Origin of the sequence: Alkalicoccus saliphilus (assembly GCF_003044065.1) — a bacterium.
Classification (GTDB): Bacteria; Bacillota; Bacilli; order Bacillales; family Salisediminibacteriaceae; genus Alkalicoccus; species Alkalicoccus saliphilus.
The window spans coordinates 30,883-48,237 of the sequence record NZ_PZJJ01000014.1; the positions used below are offsets into that span (position 1 = coordinate 30,883).

The window sequence follows — 17,355 nt, forward strand, 5'->3', positions numbered from 1 at the left end:
GGACACTATACAATGACATTACGAAACCGATTTAGATTTAACTGCTCACAATATTTTACTATCACAAAAGATTGAACCGGACAGGTTCAATCAAAACTTTCATCTTTTACGAAACCGATTTAGTTTTTAGTTGTATGAAGCTCTCAGTCTGAAAAACATTTTTAAAAAGTACTTAATCATATTTCAGGGGGAATGAATGATGAAAAAATCAAGTATGCTTACAGTTCTTACAGCCATGGCTTTTTTGACAGCTGCCTGCGGAGGCAATGAAGCAAATAATGAAGAAGCTCAGGCGGACGGTGGAAACAACAATGCAAATGTTGACAACGAAGACGCAGATGTCACGGATCTCGGAGCTGAGGACGCCGAGGTAGAGCTTTCGTTCTGGCTGTTCGGTGCTACAGGCTACCCGGAACTGGCTGAAGAATATATAGAAGAAAATCCGGAAGTAAGTATTACGTTCCAGGAAATTGATATGGAGGATCACCATAACAACCTTTTCACAGCGCTTTCTGCAGGAAGCGGTGCTCCTGATATGGCTGCTATTGAAGTTTCGGAAATTGACGGTTACAAAAACGCAGAAGACCGCTTCGTAAACTTGTATGATCTTGGAGCGGAAGACGTAGAAGATGATTTCCTTGACTGGGCGTGGGAAGTAGGTTCAAACGTTGAAGGGGACTTCCAGTTTGGTCTGCCAACCGACATCGGTCCGACGGTAATGTTCTACCGGGCAGATATTTTTGAAGAAGCAGGACTTCCTTCTGAGCCGGAAGAGGTAGAAGAGCTTCTGCAGACATGGGAAGATTTCGAGGAGGCTGGTGACACTGTCCTTGAGGAAACAGGGACACCGATGACTGGCAACCCGGAAACTCTTTTTAACGCCAAACGGGATCAGGCACCAGAGCATTATTTTAATGAAGAAGATGAACTGATTCTGGATTCTACTCCATATGTAGAAGAAGCATTCATGGATACTTCTGCATTGATCGAGCAGGGCCACGTGGATAACTACGGTATGTGGACGCCTGAGTGGGGCGGAGCGATGGACGACGGTGGTTACGCAACGCTTCTTGCACCGGCATGGATGCAGGGAGTAGTAAAAGATAACGCACCGGACCAGGAAAACTGGCGAGTAGCTTCTATGCCTGAAGGCGGCGGAAACTGGGGAGGTTCCTACATTACTATCCCGGATCAGTCCGAGCACCCGGAAGAAGCATTTGCTTTCATGGAGTGGCTGCTTGCACCAGAGCAGCAGCAGAAAGCTTTTGAAAACATGGGTCTTTTCCCATCCGCACCGGAAGTGTATGAAATGGAAACCTTCACAGAATTCAGTGATGACTACTTTGGCGGGCAGAATACAGCGGAAGTCTTTGCCGAGTCCGCACTGGAAAACGAACACGTACACAAAGGTCCTCAATACGGGGATGTAAACACCGAAATTCTGGACGGCCTCGACAATGTTTATGATGGAGCAGATCCGGAAGAAGAGTGGGAAGATGTTTTAACGCGGGTAGAGCAGAGAACTTCCAGATAACACTGGTGGAAGAGAGAGCGTAGTGGTCTCACTGCGCTCTCCTTTTTCATACATACCAGGGGCAGGATAAGGAGGTACAACATGTCAAACACACTTAGAAAAGAAATAAATACCGGGGCAGAAGAACACGACGGTGAAACAGAAAACAACGTAAAAAAGCCGAAGAAACCAAAGAAAAGGCTTTTTTCCCAGAAACAGAAGGATATGGCTTCAGGTTACTTGTTTATTTCTCCATTTTATCTGCTCTTTGCCGTATTCGGAGTCTTCCCGATTCTATTCAGCTTTTATCTCGCTTTTTTTCGCTGGGATGGACTTGGAGAGATGGAATTTGTCGGATTAAATAACTTTAATATCATATTTAATGACCCGCTTTTTTGGAAATCACTGTACAATACGATTATTATCGGACTGATGGGGACCGCCCCGCAACTTATCGCGGCGCTTCTCCTCGCTTTTGCACTGAATTCAGTTTTAATTAAATATAAAAGTGTTTTCCGGCTGGCCGTTTTTCTGCCGTATGTTACTTCCATCGTGGCAGTGGCCATTATTTTCAGTGTTATTTTCAGCAACCAGGAATCCGGACTCGTCAATTCATTTTTAGGGGTGTTCGGTATTGATCCAATTACATGGACCCGCTCGGAATGGGGAGCAAAAGTTGCGATTTCTGCGATGATTTTCTGGCGCTGGGTAGGATATAATACGATTATTTACCTCGCAGGAATGCAGGCTATTCCAAACGATTTATATGAAGCAGCCAAAATTGACGGAGCGACGCTGAGGCAGCAGATCTGGCATATTACGATTCCTATGCTTAAGCCGTTTATTATCTTCACGGTTTTTACAGCGACAATCGGAGCACTGCAGATTTTCGCAGAGCCGCATATTTTCCAGGGCCGCGGCGGTCGACCGGAAGGCATCAGTATCGTTCTTTATCTTTACCGGGAGGCCTTCGGAAGCAACTTCTTCGGAACTGCTTCGGCTACAGCGATTGTTCTCTTCTTTATTATTATCGTATTTTCAGCAGCAAACCTGCTTCTCGTTAACAGAATCGGACGTTCCGGCAAGGTAGGTGAAAAGTGATGAGCTCTGAAAAGAAAAAATTAAGATCTGCCAAGCTGTTTATTTACACCAGTCTAATACTGGTTGGCCTGGCTTCTCTCTTTCCTTTTTACTGGATGTTCGTCATGGCGACGAATCCAAATAATCTGATCAACAGAAATCCTCCGGTGATGACACCGGGAACTGAAATGTTTTCCAACTTCCAGAAAGTTCTGGACAGTATCCCGTTTTTCCAGGCGATGCTTAACTCACTGATCGTTACGACAAGTATCACGTTTGGGGTATTGATTCTCTGCTCGCTCGCTGGGTTCGCCTTTGCGAAACTGCATTTCCCGGGAAGAACGATTCTGTTCGTTTTCATTCTTGGAACTATGATGATTCCCCCGCAGCTTGGTTTAATACCTACGTATTTTATTATTACCGAGCTGGGATGGCTCAGTGATCTCCGTGCCGTTATCGTGCCGGGGCTGATGAACGCCTTCGGAATCTTCTGGATGAGGCAGTATATCTCCAGCTCTGTTCCGGATGAATTGATAGAAGCTGCCAGGATCGACGGCTGTTCCAACTTCCGGATTTACTGGAATATTATCGTACCGGTTATTCTGCCGGCGTTTGCAACGCTCGGAATTATCGTATTCATGGCTATCTGGGGAGATTACCTGTGGCCGCTTGTCGTACTGCAGGATCAGTCCACCCATACAATACAGGTAGCGTTACGTTCCTTGATGGACGACCGGGTGCGCGACTACGGAATGATTCTATCCGGTACCTTCTGGGCGACAGTGCCGTTGATTGTTGTCTTCCTGCTGTTCAACCGTCTGTTTATCAAGAGTATTACAGACGGAGCTGTGAAGAGCTGATAAACTGTTCTTTTCAGCTGCCTTGAAAATAGCTCGTTTAAGAGAAAGGCATAATGCTGCTGCACTTTCAGCGGAGCTTACCCGAGGGCTTGTTCTCGACTAATTTTGGCAAAAGAACCGTCCGCCAAAATGGATTCTCGAACGGCGCTGATCCTCTGGGTGTCTCCGCCTTCGTTACACAGCATAAAATAGCTTCATTTTTCATGGGGCAGTTTTGAACTGCATCCATGTCTCTGTTCAAGCTCTAAGTTTATGAGAAGAGCACCTTTGCTCTTTTCACAAAATGCGATATTTTATTTACAGCCTGAAACGGTCATGACGATTCCGTCATGGCCGTTTTTTGAAAGTTTCCCGGAAGCTTCGTATTCCTGGTTGAAATAACTCCTTTAAAGCCGTGTTTTAAGCATGCTAAAGTTTCAGATTTTCATAAACCGCAGGAAACTACACCAAAAGATCCTGATGGAGGTATACAATGTATCGATTAGAGAAAGACCATTCATTTACTATAAATAACTACCAGCATCTGCCGACATTCTCGAGCTTTCTTCCGGGCATAGCGGGGGAGAACGGTATCCCGATATGGGCATTTTATGTGAACCGAGGCCAGGGCATCGCCGGTTTCGGCTTACAGGACAAAGATCATGCTGTGATGGAATTTTTTCCGGCGGATAAAGCGTATCACATGGTCTACAGTCAGGGGTTCCGCACGTTTATAAAGATTCATCAGGAAGGTACGGACCAGTTTGTAGAACCTTTTTCGATACAAAGCAAATATCAAAAAGACGTGACAGAAAAAATGAATGTTTCCGAAAATGTGTTGAAGCTGGAACATGTGAACAGCACATTGGGACTCACTGTGCAGGCAGAATACTTTTCTCTTCCGGAGCTTCCTGCCGGGGGACTGGTGCGTTTTGTGAAAGTGACAAATACGTCGGATGACGTGCAGACGATGGAAATGATTGACGGGCTGCCGGCGATACTTCCGTCAGGCGTGAAAAATATGCCTTACAAAGAACTCGGCAATACGCTGAAAAGCTGGTTTGAAGTGAAAAAACTGCAAGATAATACGGCCTGCTATATGCTTCGGGGAAGTATCGAAGACAGTTCCGAAGTAAAGGAAACGAAAGAAAGCAGTTACTACTGGAGTACAGTTTTTCAGGGAGGGAAAGAATACCGTCCGGAACCGATTATCGACCGGTCCGTTCTGTTTGGATCGGACACTTCGCTTCAGTATCCGGAAAAATTTCTGAACCATTCTCTCACGGAACTGGCGGCAGAAGAGGAGCAGACGACCAATCAGGTTTCTTCGGGCTTTACGCCCGTTCATGCATCGTTAAAACCGGGCGAAAGTATCGAAATCTGGAGTGTGATGGGTGCGGCTTCCTCTCTCGAAAAGATTGAGAAACTGACAGCATCCAGCTTTACAAAAGAGAAGCTTGCCGGGGCACGGAGAAGGGCAGCAGGTATTACCGGGGATCTGCTGGCTCCAGCCAATGCAGAAACCGCCCAGGAAGTTTTTGATGCCTATGTCAGACAGAGCTACCTGGATAACGGACTGCGTGGAGGGTTCCCGAAAGTATTTGGAACGAAGGAAAAGAAAAATGTATTTTATCTGTACTCCAGAAAGCACGGGGATCTGGAAAGAGATTATAATTTTTTCTCGACCAACCCAACGTATTATTCTCAGGGAAACGGAAATTACAGAGATATTAATCAGAACCGGCGGATGGATATTTTCTTTGAGCCGGACGTATACGATACGAACATTCATCAGTTTATGAGCCTGATCCAGCTGGACGGGTACAATCCGCTCCAGGTACAGGGCGTCCGCTATCGAATGCTGCCGGAGAAAATGACAGAAGTTCTTACTTTTTTCCGAAAGGAAGACGAGCCACTCTTAGCAGCATTTTTCAGAGGAAGCTTTACTCCGGGAGAAGTAAAACACTTTTTGGAAGATCAAAACATCACCTGTGAAGTGGATTTTCACAGCCTGCTTGCCGTACTGCTTACATCCTCGGAGCAGCTTTATCAGGCAGCCTACGGCGAAGGATACTGGATCGATCATTGGACATACAATCTTGATTTAATCGACAATTTCCTTTCCATCTATCCGGATCATGCAGAAAAGCTGTTTTTCGGTAAAGGCTATCCATTTTACGACAGCGGGATGTATATAAAGCCGAGAAAAGAAAGGTATGTAATAAAAGAAGCTGGAATCCGTCAGTATCATGCGGTCGTGGAAAGCGGAAATAAAAATTACCGTTCGGAAAGTCCGTGGGTTCGGGACGAGAACGGGAATATTTACGAAACGAACCTGTATTCCAAGCTGGTGCTGCTCGCGGCCGTGAAAATCGCTGCGCTGTCTCCATACGGTCTCGGGCTGGAAATGGAAGCAGACAAGCCAGGATGGAATGACTCCTTAAATGGTCTTCCAGGCATGCTCGGCTCCGGCACGTCGGAGCTGATGGAGCTCTACCGGCTGCTTTTCCTCCTGAAAGATACCGGCGGAAAAGGAGATATCCGGCTTCCATCCGAAGGAGCGGAATTGCTGGACCATCTGTCAGAAGAAATCATCAGAAAAGAAGAAACAGATCCCATGACTTACTGGCACCGCGTAAATGAGCATAAAGAAAAATACCGTGCTTCTGTTCGCGGAGGAATAACCGGTTCGGAAAAAGTGTATACGCGGAAAGAAATAAATGAAAAAGTGGAACAGATGCTCTCCGTCACAGCGCCGGCTGTGGAAAGCGTAAAGTCGTACGAAGAGATTCCACCGACGTACTTTTATTTTCAAACGGATGCCGACAACCTGCAGGAACATAAACTGCAGAAGCTGGATCTGACGCCGAAAGCTGTGGCACCATATCTGGAAGGAGCAGTGAAGGCACTGAAGACTTCTGCCAGAGGGGAAGCAGAGGATCTGTATAGAAAAGTTAAGCAGTCGAACTTATTTGACAAGAAGCTGCAAATGTATAAAGTATCCTCCTCTATCGAGGGAGAGCCGAATGAAATAGGTAGGGCAAAGTCTTTTACTCCCGGATGGCTGGAAAATGAGTCTGTTTTTCTTCACATGGAATATAAATACCTGCTCGAAGTTTTGAAGGCCGGGCTCGTGGACGAGTTTTACAAGGACGCCGAAAATATCCTTATCCCTTTTATGGACCCTGAAGTCTACGGCAGAAGCATACTGGAGCATTCCTCCTTTATCGCAAGCTCCGCACACCCTGATCCGAAAGTGCATGGAAGAGGATTTGTCGCAAGGCTGAGCGGCGCAACCGTGGAATTTCTAAACATGTGGGCCTGGATGACAGCCGGTCCTTCTCCTTTTACGGTGTACGAAGGAAAGCTCGCATTCCGCCTGTCTCCTGCACTTGCCGACTGGCTGTTTAAAGAGGACGGCACGCTCCGCTTTACGCTGTTCGGCCAATGTGAAGTTACGTATGAAAATAAAGAACGTAAAGCCACGTTTGGAAAAAATGGTGTGGTGCCGGTGTCCTATGAACTGACATACAACAACGGACGGACACACCTCGTCCACGCCCGGGAAGTGACCGGGGAACACGCTTATGCGATCCGTAACAAAGAAGTAAAAGCTATACGGGTCATTCTAAAGTAAAAGCTCCTGAAGAAAGAATAGACGGAGTAATAATTAACGCTCAATAAAAAAGAGAGGCTGCACTTCATCCGAAGGACAGCTTCTCTTTTTATATCACTTTTTTTAAGGCGGGAGAAGGCAGTATCAGTAAGCTTCTCCCGTTTACATTTGAAAACAGTATTAATCACGCAGAACTGTCAGTTTACAAAAGGTCATTGATCGCATCGAGCAGCCCTTCCAGTGCCCCAATCAGCTCATCAAATAATCCATCTAAGAAACCATCGCCATCAAGAAGTCCCACTACTGCACACAACAGGTTTCCAAGAAGATTTCCCGGACCTGGAACAGCCGTAAGATCCAGTTCAATCTGGGATAGATCCAGCTCCAGTCCAAGCAGATCAAGGAAAATCGGTCCTATGTCAAGAAAGAGAATCTGGCATCCATCGTCGCCTGTTTGAGCAGCTTGAAGATCATTACTGTTCTCCGCATTCTCTTCTGTTAAGTTTGAAGGAACTTCTTCAAAAGATTCTCTTATGTTTTCAGGTCTGGGCCCGTCCCCTGTTGCTTTCCCACGGAGATCCCCGCTTATTAAAAGACCTTCCTCCTCATCATAGCCAAATTCAGTTACTGTAAGCATGCCGTTGAAGTCCCTGCCGTCCTCCAGCTCCCCGGAAACAGGTATATTTTTTAAGAATTTTGCTCCTGTTGTACCCGGCTGAGCTGCGAGAGCACTAAAAGGCACCGCCAACAAAGAAACAATCAGCACTAAAACTAAAATAAACGAAAACTTACGAAAACTCATGTCATCCTCTCCTTTTTTTAATTTTGCAGACCAGTGAACCTGCAAGGTTCTTATTACCTTATAGAGAACATTAAAAACTTGATTATAGTGAATTTTCTGAAAACAGATTAGATGTCCTATATGTATAATTTTGTGGTAATGAATGTACAGTCGATTCATAGTGCAAAGGAAGAGTATGGCACGGCGAAGGACTAAATACACAAGAAAAGAGACTTAATAGTGAAAGTCTCCCATAAATATTCTTATGAGCGGATTTACAGGAAAAGCCTGCAAAAGCAGCTGTAAGTTTTGATTGCTGTTTCGATATCAGCTTTTAATACTTCAGTCCAAATAAAATTTTATTCAATACAAAAAGATAATTATTGTTTATTTTGAATAATATGTAATTTTAATAGCTATTTTTATACTATAAGTGTAAAATAAATAAACAAGTAAAGATATATATATAGAACAGCAGCGCTTCACCTCATGCCAGAAATATTTTGTCTCCGTGATTTAGAGAATTCGCAGCATAAATCAAAAAGGAGTGAGAGCAATGGCTGAATTAACCTCTCTGGATAAGAAAATTAAAAGAAGACAGAAAAAATTGGATAAGATCGACAAGTCCCTGCAGGAGGAAAGAGAAAAAGAGAAACGCTCCATAGGGAAATCCCGTAAAGCTGAAAAACAGGCAGATAAAACTTCTTCTGAAAAGAAAAAAGAAAACAAATGGCAGACGATCAGAAAAGAAACGACTAACCGGGCCAAAGCTTTGAAAAAGCAGTCCAGACTGCTGAAAAAGCAGGATAAATACAACAAGAAATTAAAGGAGTATGAATTCCAGCGGGATCAGGCGGAAGATGAAAAAGAAGAAACGGAAGAGAAGGAGTAAAGGCCCTGTAATAAACCGCATTTTATGAAGAGGTATAATCTCCGTTTCAGACGGACGCTTTCCCGAGGGCTTGGCTTCAGCTAAATTTCGCGAAAAAAACCTTCGCGAAATTGGATCTTCAGACTGCGCATCATCCTCCGGGAGTCGCCGTCTTTCACTGCGATTTTCTACTAGTTAATATTTCCCATTGGGTCTCCCAGTATACGTATTTTTTGCATGAACAATACCCAGGAGATGCAAAATGCATTCGATATACAAAACTGTTTGACATTATTTACTTTTTTGTATATAATTAGAATTATCTCATAACAGCCGACGGGCTGTATATCTACCTAAGACTATAGGATCTACTAAAACAAGGCCTTAGTGCCGGCTTTGGTCCTATAGGACCTAAAAGAACCGCTTATGCGGTTCTTTTTTTTGTTTTTATTTACATTATTATACATTTAACGTGTTATTATACCTATAAGACAAAAAATACAGGGGGAGGATTATTGATGAATTCATACACCATAGGTCTGGACATCGGCATAGCCTCAGTAGGATTCGGTGTTATAGATGATAAAGATCAAATAGTGGAAGCGGGAGTGCGTCTTTATCCAGAAGCAGATGTTTCAAATAATGAAGGTAGACGTGCAAAACGCAGCTCGAGACGTCTGCAGAGAAGAAGAAAACATCGTATAGACCGGACTATTGAACTGTTAAAGAAGAACGGCTTTAGTGAAGATAGAAGTGATGGCTGTCCGTACCATCTTCGTGTGAAAGGATTACATAATAAATTACAAGAAGAAGAACTTGTTACAGCTTTAACCCACTTAGTTAAAAGAAGAGGTATTCACAATGTAGATGCATCTGATTTAGATGAGGACGACATGACAAATGAACTTTCGACAAAGGAGCAAATTCAGAAAAATGACAGACTCCTGCGTACAAAGTACATAGCAGAAATCCAGCTGGAAAGACTTCTTCAGGAAGGAGAAGTTCGAGGTTCCCGTAATCGTTTTCCTACGAAAGCATATTTGGAAGAGGCAGAAGCAATACTTTTTGAGCAGCAGAAACACGAAGAACGTATTACAAATGGTTTTATAGATGATTTTCTTGGTTTATTAGAAACTAGACGAACTTATTATGAGGGACCTGGAGAAGGAAGTCCTTATGGATGGGATCAGGACATAGAAGTCTGGTATAAAAAAATGATGGGTTTCTGTAGTTATTTCCCCGAGGAAGTTCGCTCGGTAAAAACTTCTCCATCTGCTGAAATGTTTAATTTATTAAATGATTTAAACAATCTCAATATAATGAGAGAGGAAAATACTAAACTTACTAAAGAAGAAAAAGAAGTGTTGGTTAAAGAAGTGTTTCAAAAGGTAAAAGAGCCTAAATTAAAGCACATTGCTAAAACATTGAAGTTAAATGAAAAAGATATTCGAGGGTATCGTGTGAAAAAGAATGGGACCGCAGAATTTACCCCTTTAACCTTTTATTACACTTTAAGTAAAATTGATCCGGCTCTCGCAGAAATAGATATCGATCTTCAAGAAAGAATTGCTGAGATAGCAACGATCTGGCAGGAGGTCGAAGAAAAAGAAGAGCAATTAAAAGATTTAAACTTATCTATTTCTGATAAAAAGTTACAGCAGCTTTCTCAAATAAATTTCACTAAAACTCACGCATTAAGCTTGAAAGCTATCCGTCTTCTGCTTCCAGATTTGTGGGATACGTCCAAGAATCAAATGCAGTTGTTTACCGACCACGGTTTAAAACCGAGGAAAGTCCCCCTTGAAGGAAGAAAATTGATTCCGGATGAATACGTGGAAGAACTTATTCTCTCCCCGGTAGTAAAAAGATCGTTTACGCAGTCCATCAGGGTGCTGAATGCTCTTATAAAAAAGTATGGTGAACCGGCGGCTATTGTTATTGAACTGGCAAGAGAAAATAACAGTCAGGATCAGAAACGATTTCTTACTAAACTGCAGAAAGAAAATGAAGCTTTAAATCAAAAGGTAAGAGATGCATTAAATGAAAAAAAATTAAAAACTGTACCGGGGATATTTCAAAAACTCCGGCTGTGGCATCTGCAGGATGGGAAGTGTCTTTATTCTCACAAATCAATCTCTCTGGAGAATCTACTGGAGAACCCTACTCATTATGAAGTAGATCATATAATTCCAAGATCTGTTTCCTTTGATGATTCTCAGGCAAATAAAGTTCTGGTGCTTATAGACGAAAATCAAAAGAAGGGGAACAGAACCCCTTATCAATATTTAAAGTCCGGTGAAGGGGTTATATCCTATGAAGCTTATCAGACGCACGTGCTTCAGCTCGCTAAAAGCAAAGATAAAATGCCTAAAAAAAAGCAGCAGTACCTGCTTGAAGAAAGAGATATAAACAAGTACACCGTCCAGAAAGAGTTTATTAATAGAAATCTGGTAGACACGAGATATGCCACAAGAGAACTTTATTTGTTCCTGACTTCCTATTTTGAAGCAAATAATAAAGAAGTTAAGGTTAAGACGATTAATGGGTCATTTACTAATTATTTAAGGAAATTATGGAAATTTAAAAAAGACAGGGAAGAAGATTATAAGCATCATGCGGAAGATGCACTGATTGCTGCCATGGGTACGAGACTGCTGGCAGAAAAGAAGGAACTGGAAGTGCAGAACAAACTTTTAGAGGCCGGAAGACTTCTTGACGAAGAAACAGGAGAAGTGTTAAACGAAAGTGACTTCGATGCTGCCTTTACTAATAAATATTTTAAAATCCAGGCGATTAAAAATTATCAAGGCTTTAAATATTCCAGAAGAGTGGACCAAAAGCCAAACCGGCAGCTGATGAACGATACTCTTTATTCCACTCGTGAATATGGAGAGGAAGAGTTTATCATTAATAAAATCAGCAATCTGTATGATCCTAAAAGTGAAGAGCTGAAAAAGAAATTCGAGAAGGATCCGACAGTTTTTCTAATGTATGAGAATGATCCGAAAACATTTGAAAATCTGGAAACAATTATGAACAGGTATGCTGATGCAAAAAACCCTTTAGCTGCCTATGCACAGGAAGAAGGGAAAAAGCTTCATAAATACAGCAAAAAACAAAACGGTCCTGTGATTAAATCCCTAAAATACCGCGGTAATAAGCTTGGCACTCACAAAGACCTTTCAGAAAAATATAAAGGGACTACAAAACGGGTGGTGGCACTTTCTCTAAAATCATTCCGAATGGATGTATATCAGGATAATGAAAAGTATAAATTTGTTTCCGTAACTTACGATGATCTTCAGGAAGTGGAAAATGGATATGTTATTCCGGAAGAAGCTTACAGTAATAAATTGAAAAAGAAAAGTATACCTGCTGAAGCTGACTTTTTGTTTACCTTATATGAAGGAAATTATTTAAACCTTAACGGGGAAGAATACCGGTTTATTGGTGTAAACAGCGATGAAAGAAACGCCATTGAACTTGACTATGTTAACAAGAAGTCTGACAAACGTTTGAGACCCTATGTTAGTAAAAACACAAAAAAATTAGAAAAAATTAATGTTAATTGTATAGGGGATGTGTTTGATAGCCAGAAGGAAAACCGGAAAATGTATTATCCAAAAAAGTTTTAAACAGGGGGAATTAGATGTCCTGGAGAGTTGTTCATATTACTCGTATTGACCAGCTTTCGCTTCATTTGAACAGCCTAAAAGTAAAACGGGGAGACGATGAACTAAAAATACCGCTCAGTGATATTTTTTCAGTCGTAATAGAAGACTTGTCCTGTAAAATAACGAGCAGATTAATTATTGAACTCGTCAACCACAATATTCTTGTTATGTTCTGCGGACCAAAGCACCTTCCGGAAGCTCAGCTTATGCCTATGTCCGGTCATCACGGACAGCATAAACGTATTATGAGACAGCTTGAATGGGATGAAGAAAAGAAGGGAAGGCTATGGAAAACAATCATTTCTCAGAAAATATTCAATCAATCGAGAGTTCTTGACCGTTTAAATGTGGAACAGGATCGAATCAACAGGCTGCTTATGCTGGCATCAGAAGTGGAGGATCATGACACAAAAAATACTGAAGCACAGGCAGCAAGACTGTATTTTCATTCTGTTTTCGATGACTCCTACCAAAGATCAGACGATTCTATAGTAGAGAATGCAGCCCTTAATTACGGGTATGCAGTAGTAAATGCAGCGGTTGCAAGGACGATTTCAGCCAAAGGCTTACTGCCGAGTGTAGGTGTCCATCACAAAGGGGAAAGAAACCCATTTAACCTGGCCTCCGATTTTATTGAGCCGTTCCGTCCGGTAGTAGATGCCTTCGTTATGGGTAATCCCCCCGAAGAATTTCTAACTAAGTCGTACCGCCTGCAGTTAATTAATCTGCTTCATTGCAAAGTGCTGATTAACGGAAAAATGCAGACGGTGATAAGGGCAATAGATATATTTATTGGGTCGGTTATAGATTACTTTGATGAAAACTGGGCTGTTGAAAAAATTCATCTTCCAAATACACATAAATTACAGTTTCATGAGTTATAGATTTATGCGCGTATTTATTATGTTCGATCTTCCCGTAGAGACCAGAGCCCAGGTCCGTACGTATACACGTTTTCGGAAGAAGCTGATCGAAGATGGATTTTTAATGATGCAGTATTCTATTTACATCCGTTCCTGTGCAAATAAGGATGCAGCGGATATGGTAGTAAATAATGTGAAGAAATATATTCCTAAAGATGGTCATGTGCGGGCCATGGTGATTACAGAAAAACAGTTTGAAAAAATGATGATTTTAGTGGGGGAAGAAGATAAAAATATTGCTTTACTGGGAGATAATAGAACATTGGAACTTTAAAATAAAAAGGAGGGGGAAGATGAGATCGGAATGGCTTATTCAGGAAGAAAATCATACTATTAATATGAATGTTTCTCCCTACACATGCATTATGGATAATCATTCCTTTAATGAGCAAAATTTTTTAGAACGGCTTACAGATTTTTTTCAGCCCCGTTCTAAAATGAAGGATCAATTAAAAGTAATTGATATAGCGAATGATGAGGAGGAAATAACTCATAATCAGGCACAATTTTTTATGATTTCAAATATGGATCTTTTAGAAGAAGTAAAGCTTGGAGCAAAATCTCTTTTTAAGCAGCAAATAAAGAACGATTTCTCACGACTCCCCGAGTTTCATGGCTATCTTCAAACCATTAATACGTTAATTGAAGATGTGGTGCAGCTAACAGACACAACTATTCCGCTTAAGTCAAAGCAGTTTACATCAGAAAGTTTTATGAAGTCTATGGAAGTTGCTTTTTCCACAGAAGAAGAGATAGACTACCGGTTTGCCTATGAACGAATTCGAAAATTATTTCCTTACTACATCAAATCTGTAAAAGATTCCAGTAAAGCAGCTCCTTATATAATTTATTTCTATCCAGAGCATCTTCTCAGCCCTAAAGAGCAGGAAGAAATGAAAAAAATGCTTAAAAGTTTCTCTAATCAAATAACAATTATTGTATTGTCTAAGTCAAAGTATTTTCTGGCAGAGAATTTATTTGAAAATAATATGTTTATTTGGAAAAAGCAGCAGTTTGATGAGGAGCTTATCGAGGATATGGTGTGGAACGCTCCGCTCGATTACTCTAAAGAGGAAATATACGAGGCTTTCTCGAATATAATACAATACTATGCTGAAAATCTTGAAACCACCCCGGTGGTTTCAAATTATAAAATTGCTGACATTGCTGTTTTCAAAGAAATAGAACTATATGTTTTGATCTATTTTATGAACAAGCAGCATTTTGATTTTCAGCTTGATCTACAATGGGAGGTGATGAGTGAAGCGATGAAACAGTTCACAAAAACTTATGCTGAAATATGAAAAAATTTCAGCAGCTGTTTTAGTACCCTGTAGTTTTAGGTAGATATGAGATCTGTAATGCTATTCATTTGTTATTGCCTCCGTTTTAGTACCCTGTAGTTTTAGGTAGATATGAGATAAGACAACCGGGACGAAATTCTTTCCGCTCGTTTTAGTACCCTGTAGTTTTAGGTAGATATGAGATTCGGATCCCACGTTATCCTCACCTTGTGCTGTTTTAGTACCCTGTAGTTTTAGGTAGATATGAGATGAGAAGGCGGAGGGATTATTCGAGATATCAGTTTTAGTACCCTGTAGTTTTAGGTAGATATGAGATAAGAGCAATATGATACGGCATCAAAATGAAGTTTTAGTACCCTGTAGTTTTAGGTAGATATGAGATCTGCTACCATCGCGGAGCTGATGACACTCAGTTTTAGTACCCTGTAGTTTTAGGTAGATATGAGATGATCAGCTAACTTAATTAATGTAGCTTTGTGTTTTAGTACCCTGTAGTTTTAGGTAGATATGAGATTTATTGCTGGAATCTTACTAACATTGTTTGTTTTAGTACCCTGTAGTTTTAGGTAGATATGAGATAATGCGGTGCTTGATTTCACCGGCTTTATCGTTTTAGTACCCTGTAGTTTTAGGTAGATATGAGATGCAACAGTGAGAGGCTTCAGCAGTCGATAGGTTTTAGTACCCTGTAGTTTTAGGTAGATATGAGATGGATGACCTGCAGGCGAGGGTGCGGCAGGGGTTTTAGTACCCTGTAGTTTTAGGTAGATATGAGATTGTAGATGGTTATCCTATTATGGTTCCCGTGTTTTAGTACCCTGTAGTTTTAGGTAGATATGAGATTTTCTTTCGTGCTGTCGAACAAGGAGTCCGTTTTAGTACCCTGTAGTTTTAGGTAGATATGAGATTAAAATCCCGAAGCATCAACGCAATACGCAGTTTTAGTACCCTGTAGTTTTAGGTAGATATGAGATTCTCCCTCTTTTTTTGTAAAAAAATCTTAGGTTTTAGTACCCTGTAGTTTTAGGTAGATATGAGATTTCTCTGCGATTGAAGCGCGGGTGATCGCGTTTTAGTACCCTGTAGTTTTAGGTAGATATGAGATGGAAAAGAAGTAGAAATCACTATTCGACTAGTTTTAGTACCCTGTAGTTTTAGGTAGATATGAGATCTGCTGGTCATCCGGTAGAAGAGCGATGCAGTTTTAGTACCCTGTAGTTTTAGGTAGATATGAGATAGAAGAATAGGAGGCTACATCATGCCGACAGTTTTAGTACCCTGTAGTTTTAGGTAGATATGAGATATCAGACAGCCTTTCAGGACAAGGGTACACGTTTTAGTACCCTGTAGTTTTAGGTAGATATGAGATAGCGCCGGCACTTCGTGGATCTTTCGGCTTGTTTTAGTACCCTGTAGTTTTAGGTAGATATGAGATATGGTCTTTCCGGTGTCTTTCATCTTCCCGGTTTTAGTACCCTGTAGTTTTAGGTAGATATGAGATCTTCCTGCTTCCAGTGGTCGGCGTCCGGTTGTTTTAGTACCCTGTAGTTTTAGGTAGATATGAGATGTCATTGTCCTTTCACAGCTGTCCAGAGGCGTTTTAGTACCCTGTAGTTTTAGGTAGATATGAGATAAAGTGTTGACCAGGGTGGATTGTTCGTCTGTTTTAGTACCCTGTAGTTTTAGGTAGATATGAGATGATACCAAGCGCATATTTAGGCACATCGCCGTTTTAGTACCCTGTAGTTTTAGGTAGATATGAGATATGGTCAGTGGCATGTACCGAGCGGTTGAAGTTTTAGTACCCTGTAGTTTTAGGTAGATATGAGATAACTTTAAAACGATTGCACATGAAGCCGGAGTTTTAGTACCCTGTAGTTTTAGGTAGATATGAGATAATCCTTCCGCGCTCGTCAGGAAATGGATAGTTTTAGTACCCTGTAGTTTTAGGTAGATATGAGATTGGAAACATCACCAGCACCTTGACAGGGACAGTTTTAGTACCCTGTAGTTTTAGGTAGATATGAGATACAAGTAAGAAGTTTCGACAATAACGAGGGGTTTTAGTACCCTGTAGTTTTAGGTAGATATGAGATTTGACAATCGCGTTGATCATGTCCGGGATAGTTTTAGTACCCTGTAGTTTTAGGTAGATATGAGATAGAATTGCACGCTCTCAGCGACAACCTCCGTTTTAGTACCCTGTAGTTTTAGGTAGATATGAGATGTTAGAAGAAATAGCAAAGGATGTTCAGAGGTTTTAGTACCCTGTAGTTTTAGGTAGATATGAGATTCTGCGGAATATACTGCAGAAGACCACGTGGTTTTAGTACCCTGTAGTTTTAGGTAGATATGAGATCTGGGGAAGTATCACACCCTCACGTACACTGTTTTAGTACCCTGTAGTTTTAGGTAGATATGAGATCAATCAGCAATATGGCGAGCGACATGTTAAGTTTTAGTACCCTGTAGTTTTAGGTAGATATGAGATAAAAGTTTGAAGTTGTGCGAGGATTGGAACGTTTTAGTACCCTGTAGTTTTAGGTAGATATGAGATAAAATATACATGGAAGAAGCCGCCGAACTAGTTTTAGTACCCTGTAGTTTTAGGTAGATATGAGATACAACAAGAGAGTAAGGATTTTAATTAAATGTTTTAGTACCCTGTAGTTTTAGGTAGATATGAGATGTGGCAGACGGTGACGGCAACGAGAAGGTAGTTTTAGTACCCTGTAGTTTTAGGTAGATATGAGA

Annotated in this window: 10 protein-coding genes and 1 CRISPR repeat array (1 of these 11 only partly in view); of the genes, 9 read left to right on the plus strand and 1 reads right to left on the minus strand. The window is 41.3% G+C overall.

What is annotated here, in order from left to right; all coding sequences use genetic code 11:
• The first annotated feature begins 199 nt into the window (after positions 1-199).
• The 4 genes from C6Y45_RS09660 to C6Y45_RS09675 all read left to right on the plus strand — a co-directional run bounded on the left by C6Y45_RS09660 (position 200) and on the right by C6Y45_RS09675 (position 7,069).
• Positions 200-1,534, plus strand: a complete 1,335-nt coding sequence (locus tag C6Y45_RS09660; protein ID WP_174703879.1) for an ABC transporter substrate-binding protein — start codon at positions 200-202, stop codon at positions 1,532-1,534.
• 81 nt (positions 1,535-1,615) lie between these two features.
• The gene (locus tag C6Y45_RS09665) at positions 1,616-2,614 is read left to right on the plus strand and encodes a carbohydrate ABC transporter permease (protein ID WP_107585016.1); all 999 of its coding nucleotides are present in this window, start codon (positions 1,616-1,618) and stop codon (positions 2,612-2,614) included.
• A complete protein-coding gene (locus C6Y45_RS09670; RefSeq protein ID WP_107585017.1) occupies positions 2,614-3,453 on the plus strand; it encodes a carbohydrate ABC transporter permease in 840 nt (279 codons plus the stop codon). The genes C6Y45_RS09665 and C6Y45_RS09670 overlap by 1 nt, the downstream gene beginning before the upstream one ends.
• Before the next feature lie 472 nt (positions 3,454-3,925).
• Positions 3,926-7,069 (plus strand): hypothetical protein, encoded by a 3,144-nt coding sequence (locus C6Y45_RS09675; RefSeq protein WP_107585018.1) that lies wholly within the window; start codon positions 3,926-3,928, stop codon positions 7,067-7,069.
• Between the two features lie 181 nt (positions 7,070-7,250).
• Here C6Y45_RS09675 and C6Y45_RS09680 read toward each other — a convergent pair whose 3' ends face one another.
• The gene (locus C6Y45_RS09680) at positions 7,251-7,850 is read right to left on the minus strand and encodes a hypothetical protein (protein WP_107585019.1); all 600 of its coding nucleotides are present in this window, start codon (positions 7,848-7,850) and stop codon (positions 7,251-7,253) included.
• A gap of 535 nt (positions 7,851-8,385) precedes the next feature.
• Here C6Y45_RS09680 and C6Y45_RS09685 point away from each other — a divergent pair.
• The 5 genes from C6Y45_RS09685 to C6Y45_RS09705 all read left to right on the plus strand — a co-directional run bounded on the left by C6Y45_RS09685 (position 8,386) and on the right by C6Y45_RS09705 (position 14,601).
• On the plus strand, positions 8,386-8,721 hold the full coding sequence (locus tag C6Y45_RS09685) for a hypothetical protein (RefSeq protein WP_107585020.1): 336 nt from the start codon (positions 8,386-8,388) through the stop codon (positions 8,719-8,721).
• A 497-nt stretch (positions 8,722-9,218) separates the two neighbouring features.
• A complete protein-coding gene (gene cas9 / locus C6Y45_RS09690; protein WP_107585021.1) occupies positions 9,219-12,335 on the plus strand; it encodes a type II CRISPR RNA-guided endonuclease Cas9 in 3,117 nt (1,038 codons plus the stop codon).
• A gap of 14 nt (positions 12,336-12,349) precedes the next feature.
• Positions 12,350-13,258, plus strand: coding sequence for a type II CRISPR-associated endonuclease Cas1 (gene cas1, locus C6Y45_RS09695; RefSeq protein WP_107585022.1), 909 nt, complete (start codon positions 12,350-12,352; stop codon positions 13,256-13,258).
• 4 nt (positions 13,259-13,262) lie between these two features.
• Complete coding sequence (gene cas2 / locus C6Y45_RS09700; RefSeq protein ID WP_107585023.1) at positions 13,263-13,571, plus strand: CRISPR-associated endonuclease Cas2; 309 nt, start codon at positions 13,263-13,265, stop codon at positions 13,569-13,571.
• Between the two features lie 19 nt (positions 13,572-13,590).
• A complete protein-coding gene (locus C6Y45_RS09705; protein WP_107585024.1) occupies positions 13,591-14,601 on the plus strand; it encodes a hypothetical protein in 1,011 nt (336 codons plus the stop codon).
• A 16-nt stretch (positions 14,602-14,617) separates the two neighbouring features.
• A CRISPR array of direct repeats spans positions 14,618-17,355; the repeat unit is 36 nt; unit sequence GTTTTAGTACCCTGTAGTTTTAGGTAGATATGAGAT (it continues 463 nt past the right edge of the window).

Bases quoted from the DNA above. Each gene is read 5' to 3' on its own strand.
- C6Y45_RS09675 (WP_107585018.1), top strand. From the start codon at position 3,926: ATGTATCGATTAGAGAAAGACCATTCATTTACTATAAATAACTACCAG.
- C6Y45_RS09660 (WP_174703879.1), top strand. From the start codon at position 200: ATGAAAAAATCAAGTATGCTTACAGTTCTTACAGCCATGGCTTTTTTG.
- cas1 (WP_107585022.1), top strand. From the start codon at position 12,350: ATGTCCTGGAGAGTTGTTCATATTACTCGTATTGACCAGCTTTCGCTT.
- C6Y45_RS09670 (WP_107585017.1), top strand. From the start codon at position 2,614: ATGAGCTCTGAAAAGAAAAAATTAAGATCTGCCAAGCTGTTTATTTAC.
- C6Y45_RS09680 (WP_107585019.1), bottom strand. From the start codon at position 7,850: ATGAGTTTTCGTAAGTTTTCGTTTATTTTAGTTTTAGTGCTGATTGTT.
- cas2 (WP_107585023.1), top strand. From the start codon at position 13,263: ATGCGCGTATTTATTATGTTCGATCTTCCCGTAGAGACCAGAGCCCAG.
- C6Y45_RS09705 (WP_107585024.1), top strand. From the start codon at position 13,591: ATGAGATCGGAATGGCTTATTCAGGAAGAAAATCATACTATTAATATG.
- C6Y45_RS09685 (WP_107585020.1), top strand. From the start codon at position 8,386: ATGGCTGAATTAACCTCTCTGGATAAGAAAATTAAAAGAAGACAGAAA.
- cas9 (WP_107585021.1), top strand. From the start codon at position 9,219: ATGAATTCATACACCATAGGTCTGGACATCGGCATAGCCTCAGTAGGA.
- C6Y45_RS09665 (WP_107585016.1), top strand. From the start codon at position 1,616: ATGTCAAACACACTTAGAAAAGAAATAAATACCGGGGCAGAAGAACAC.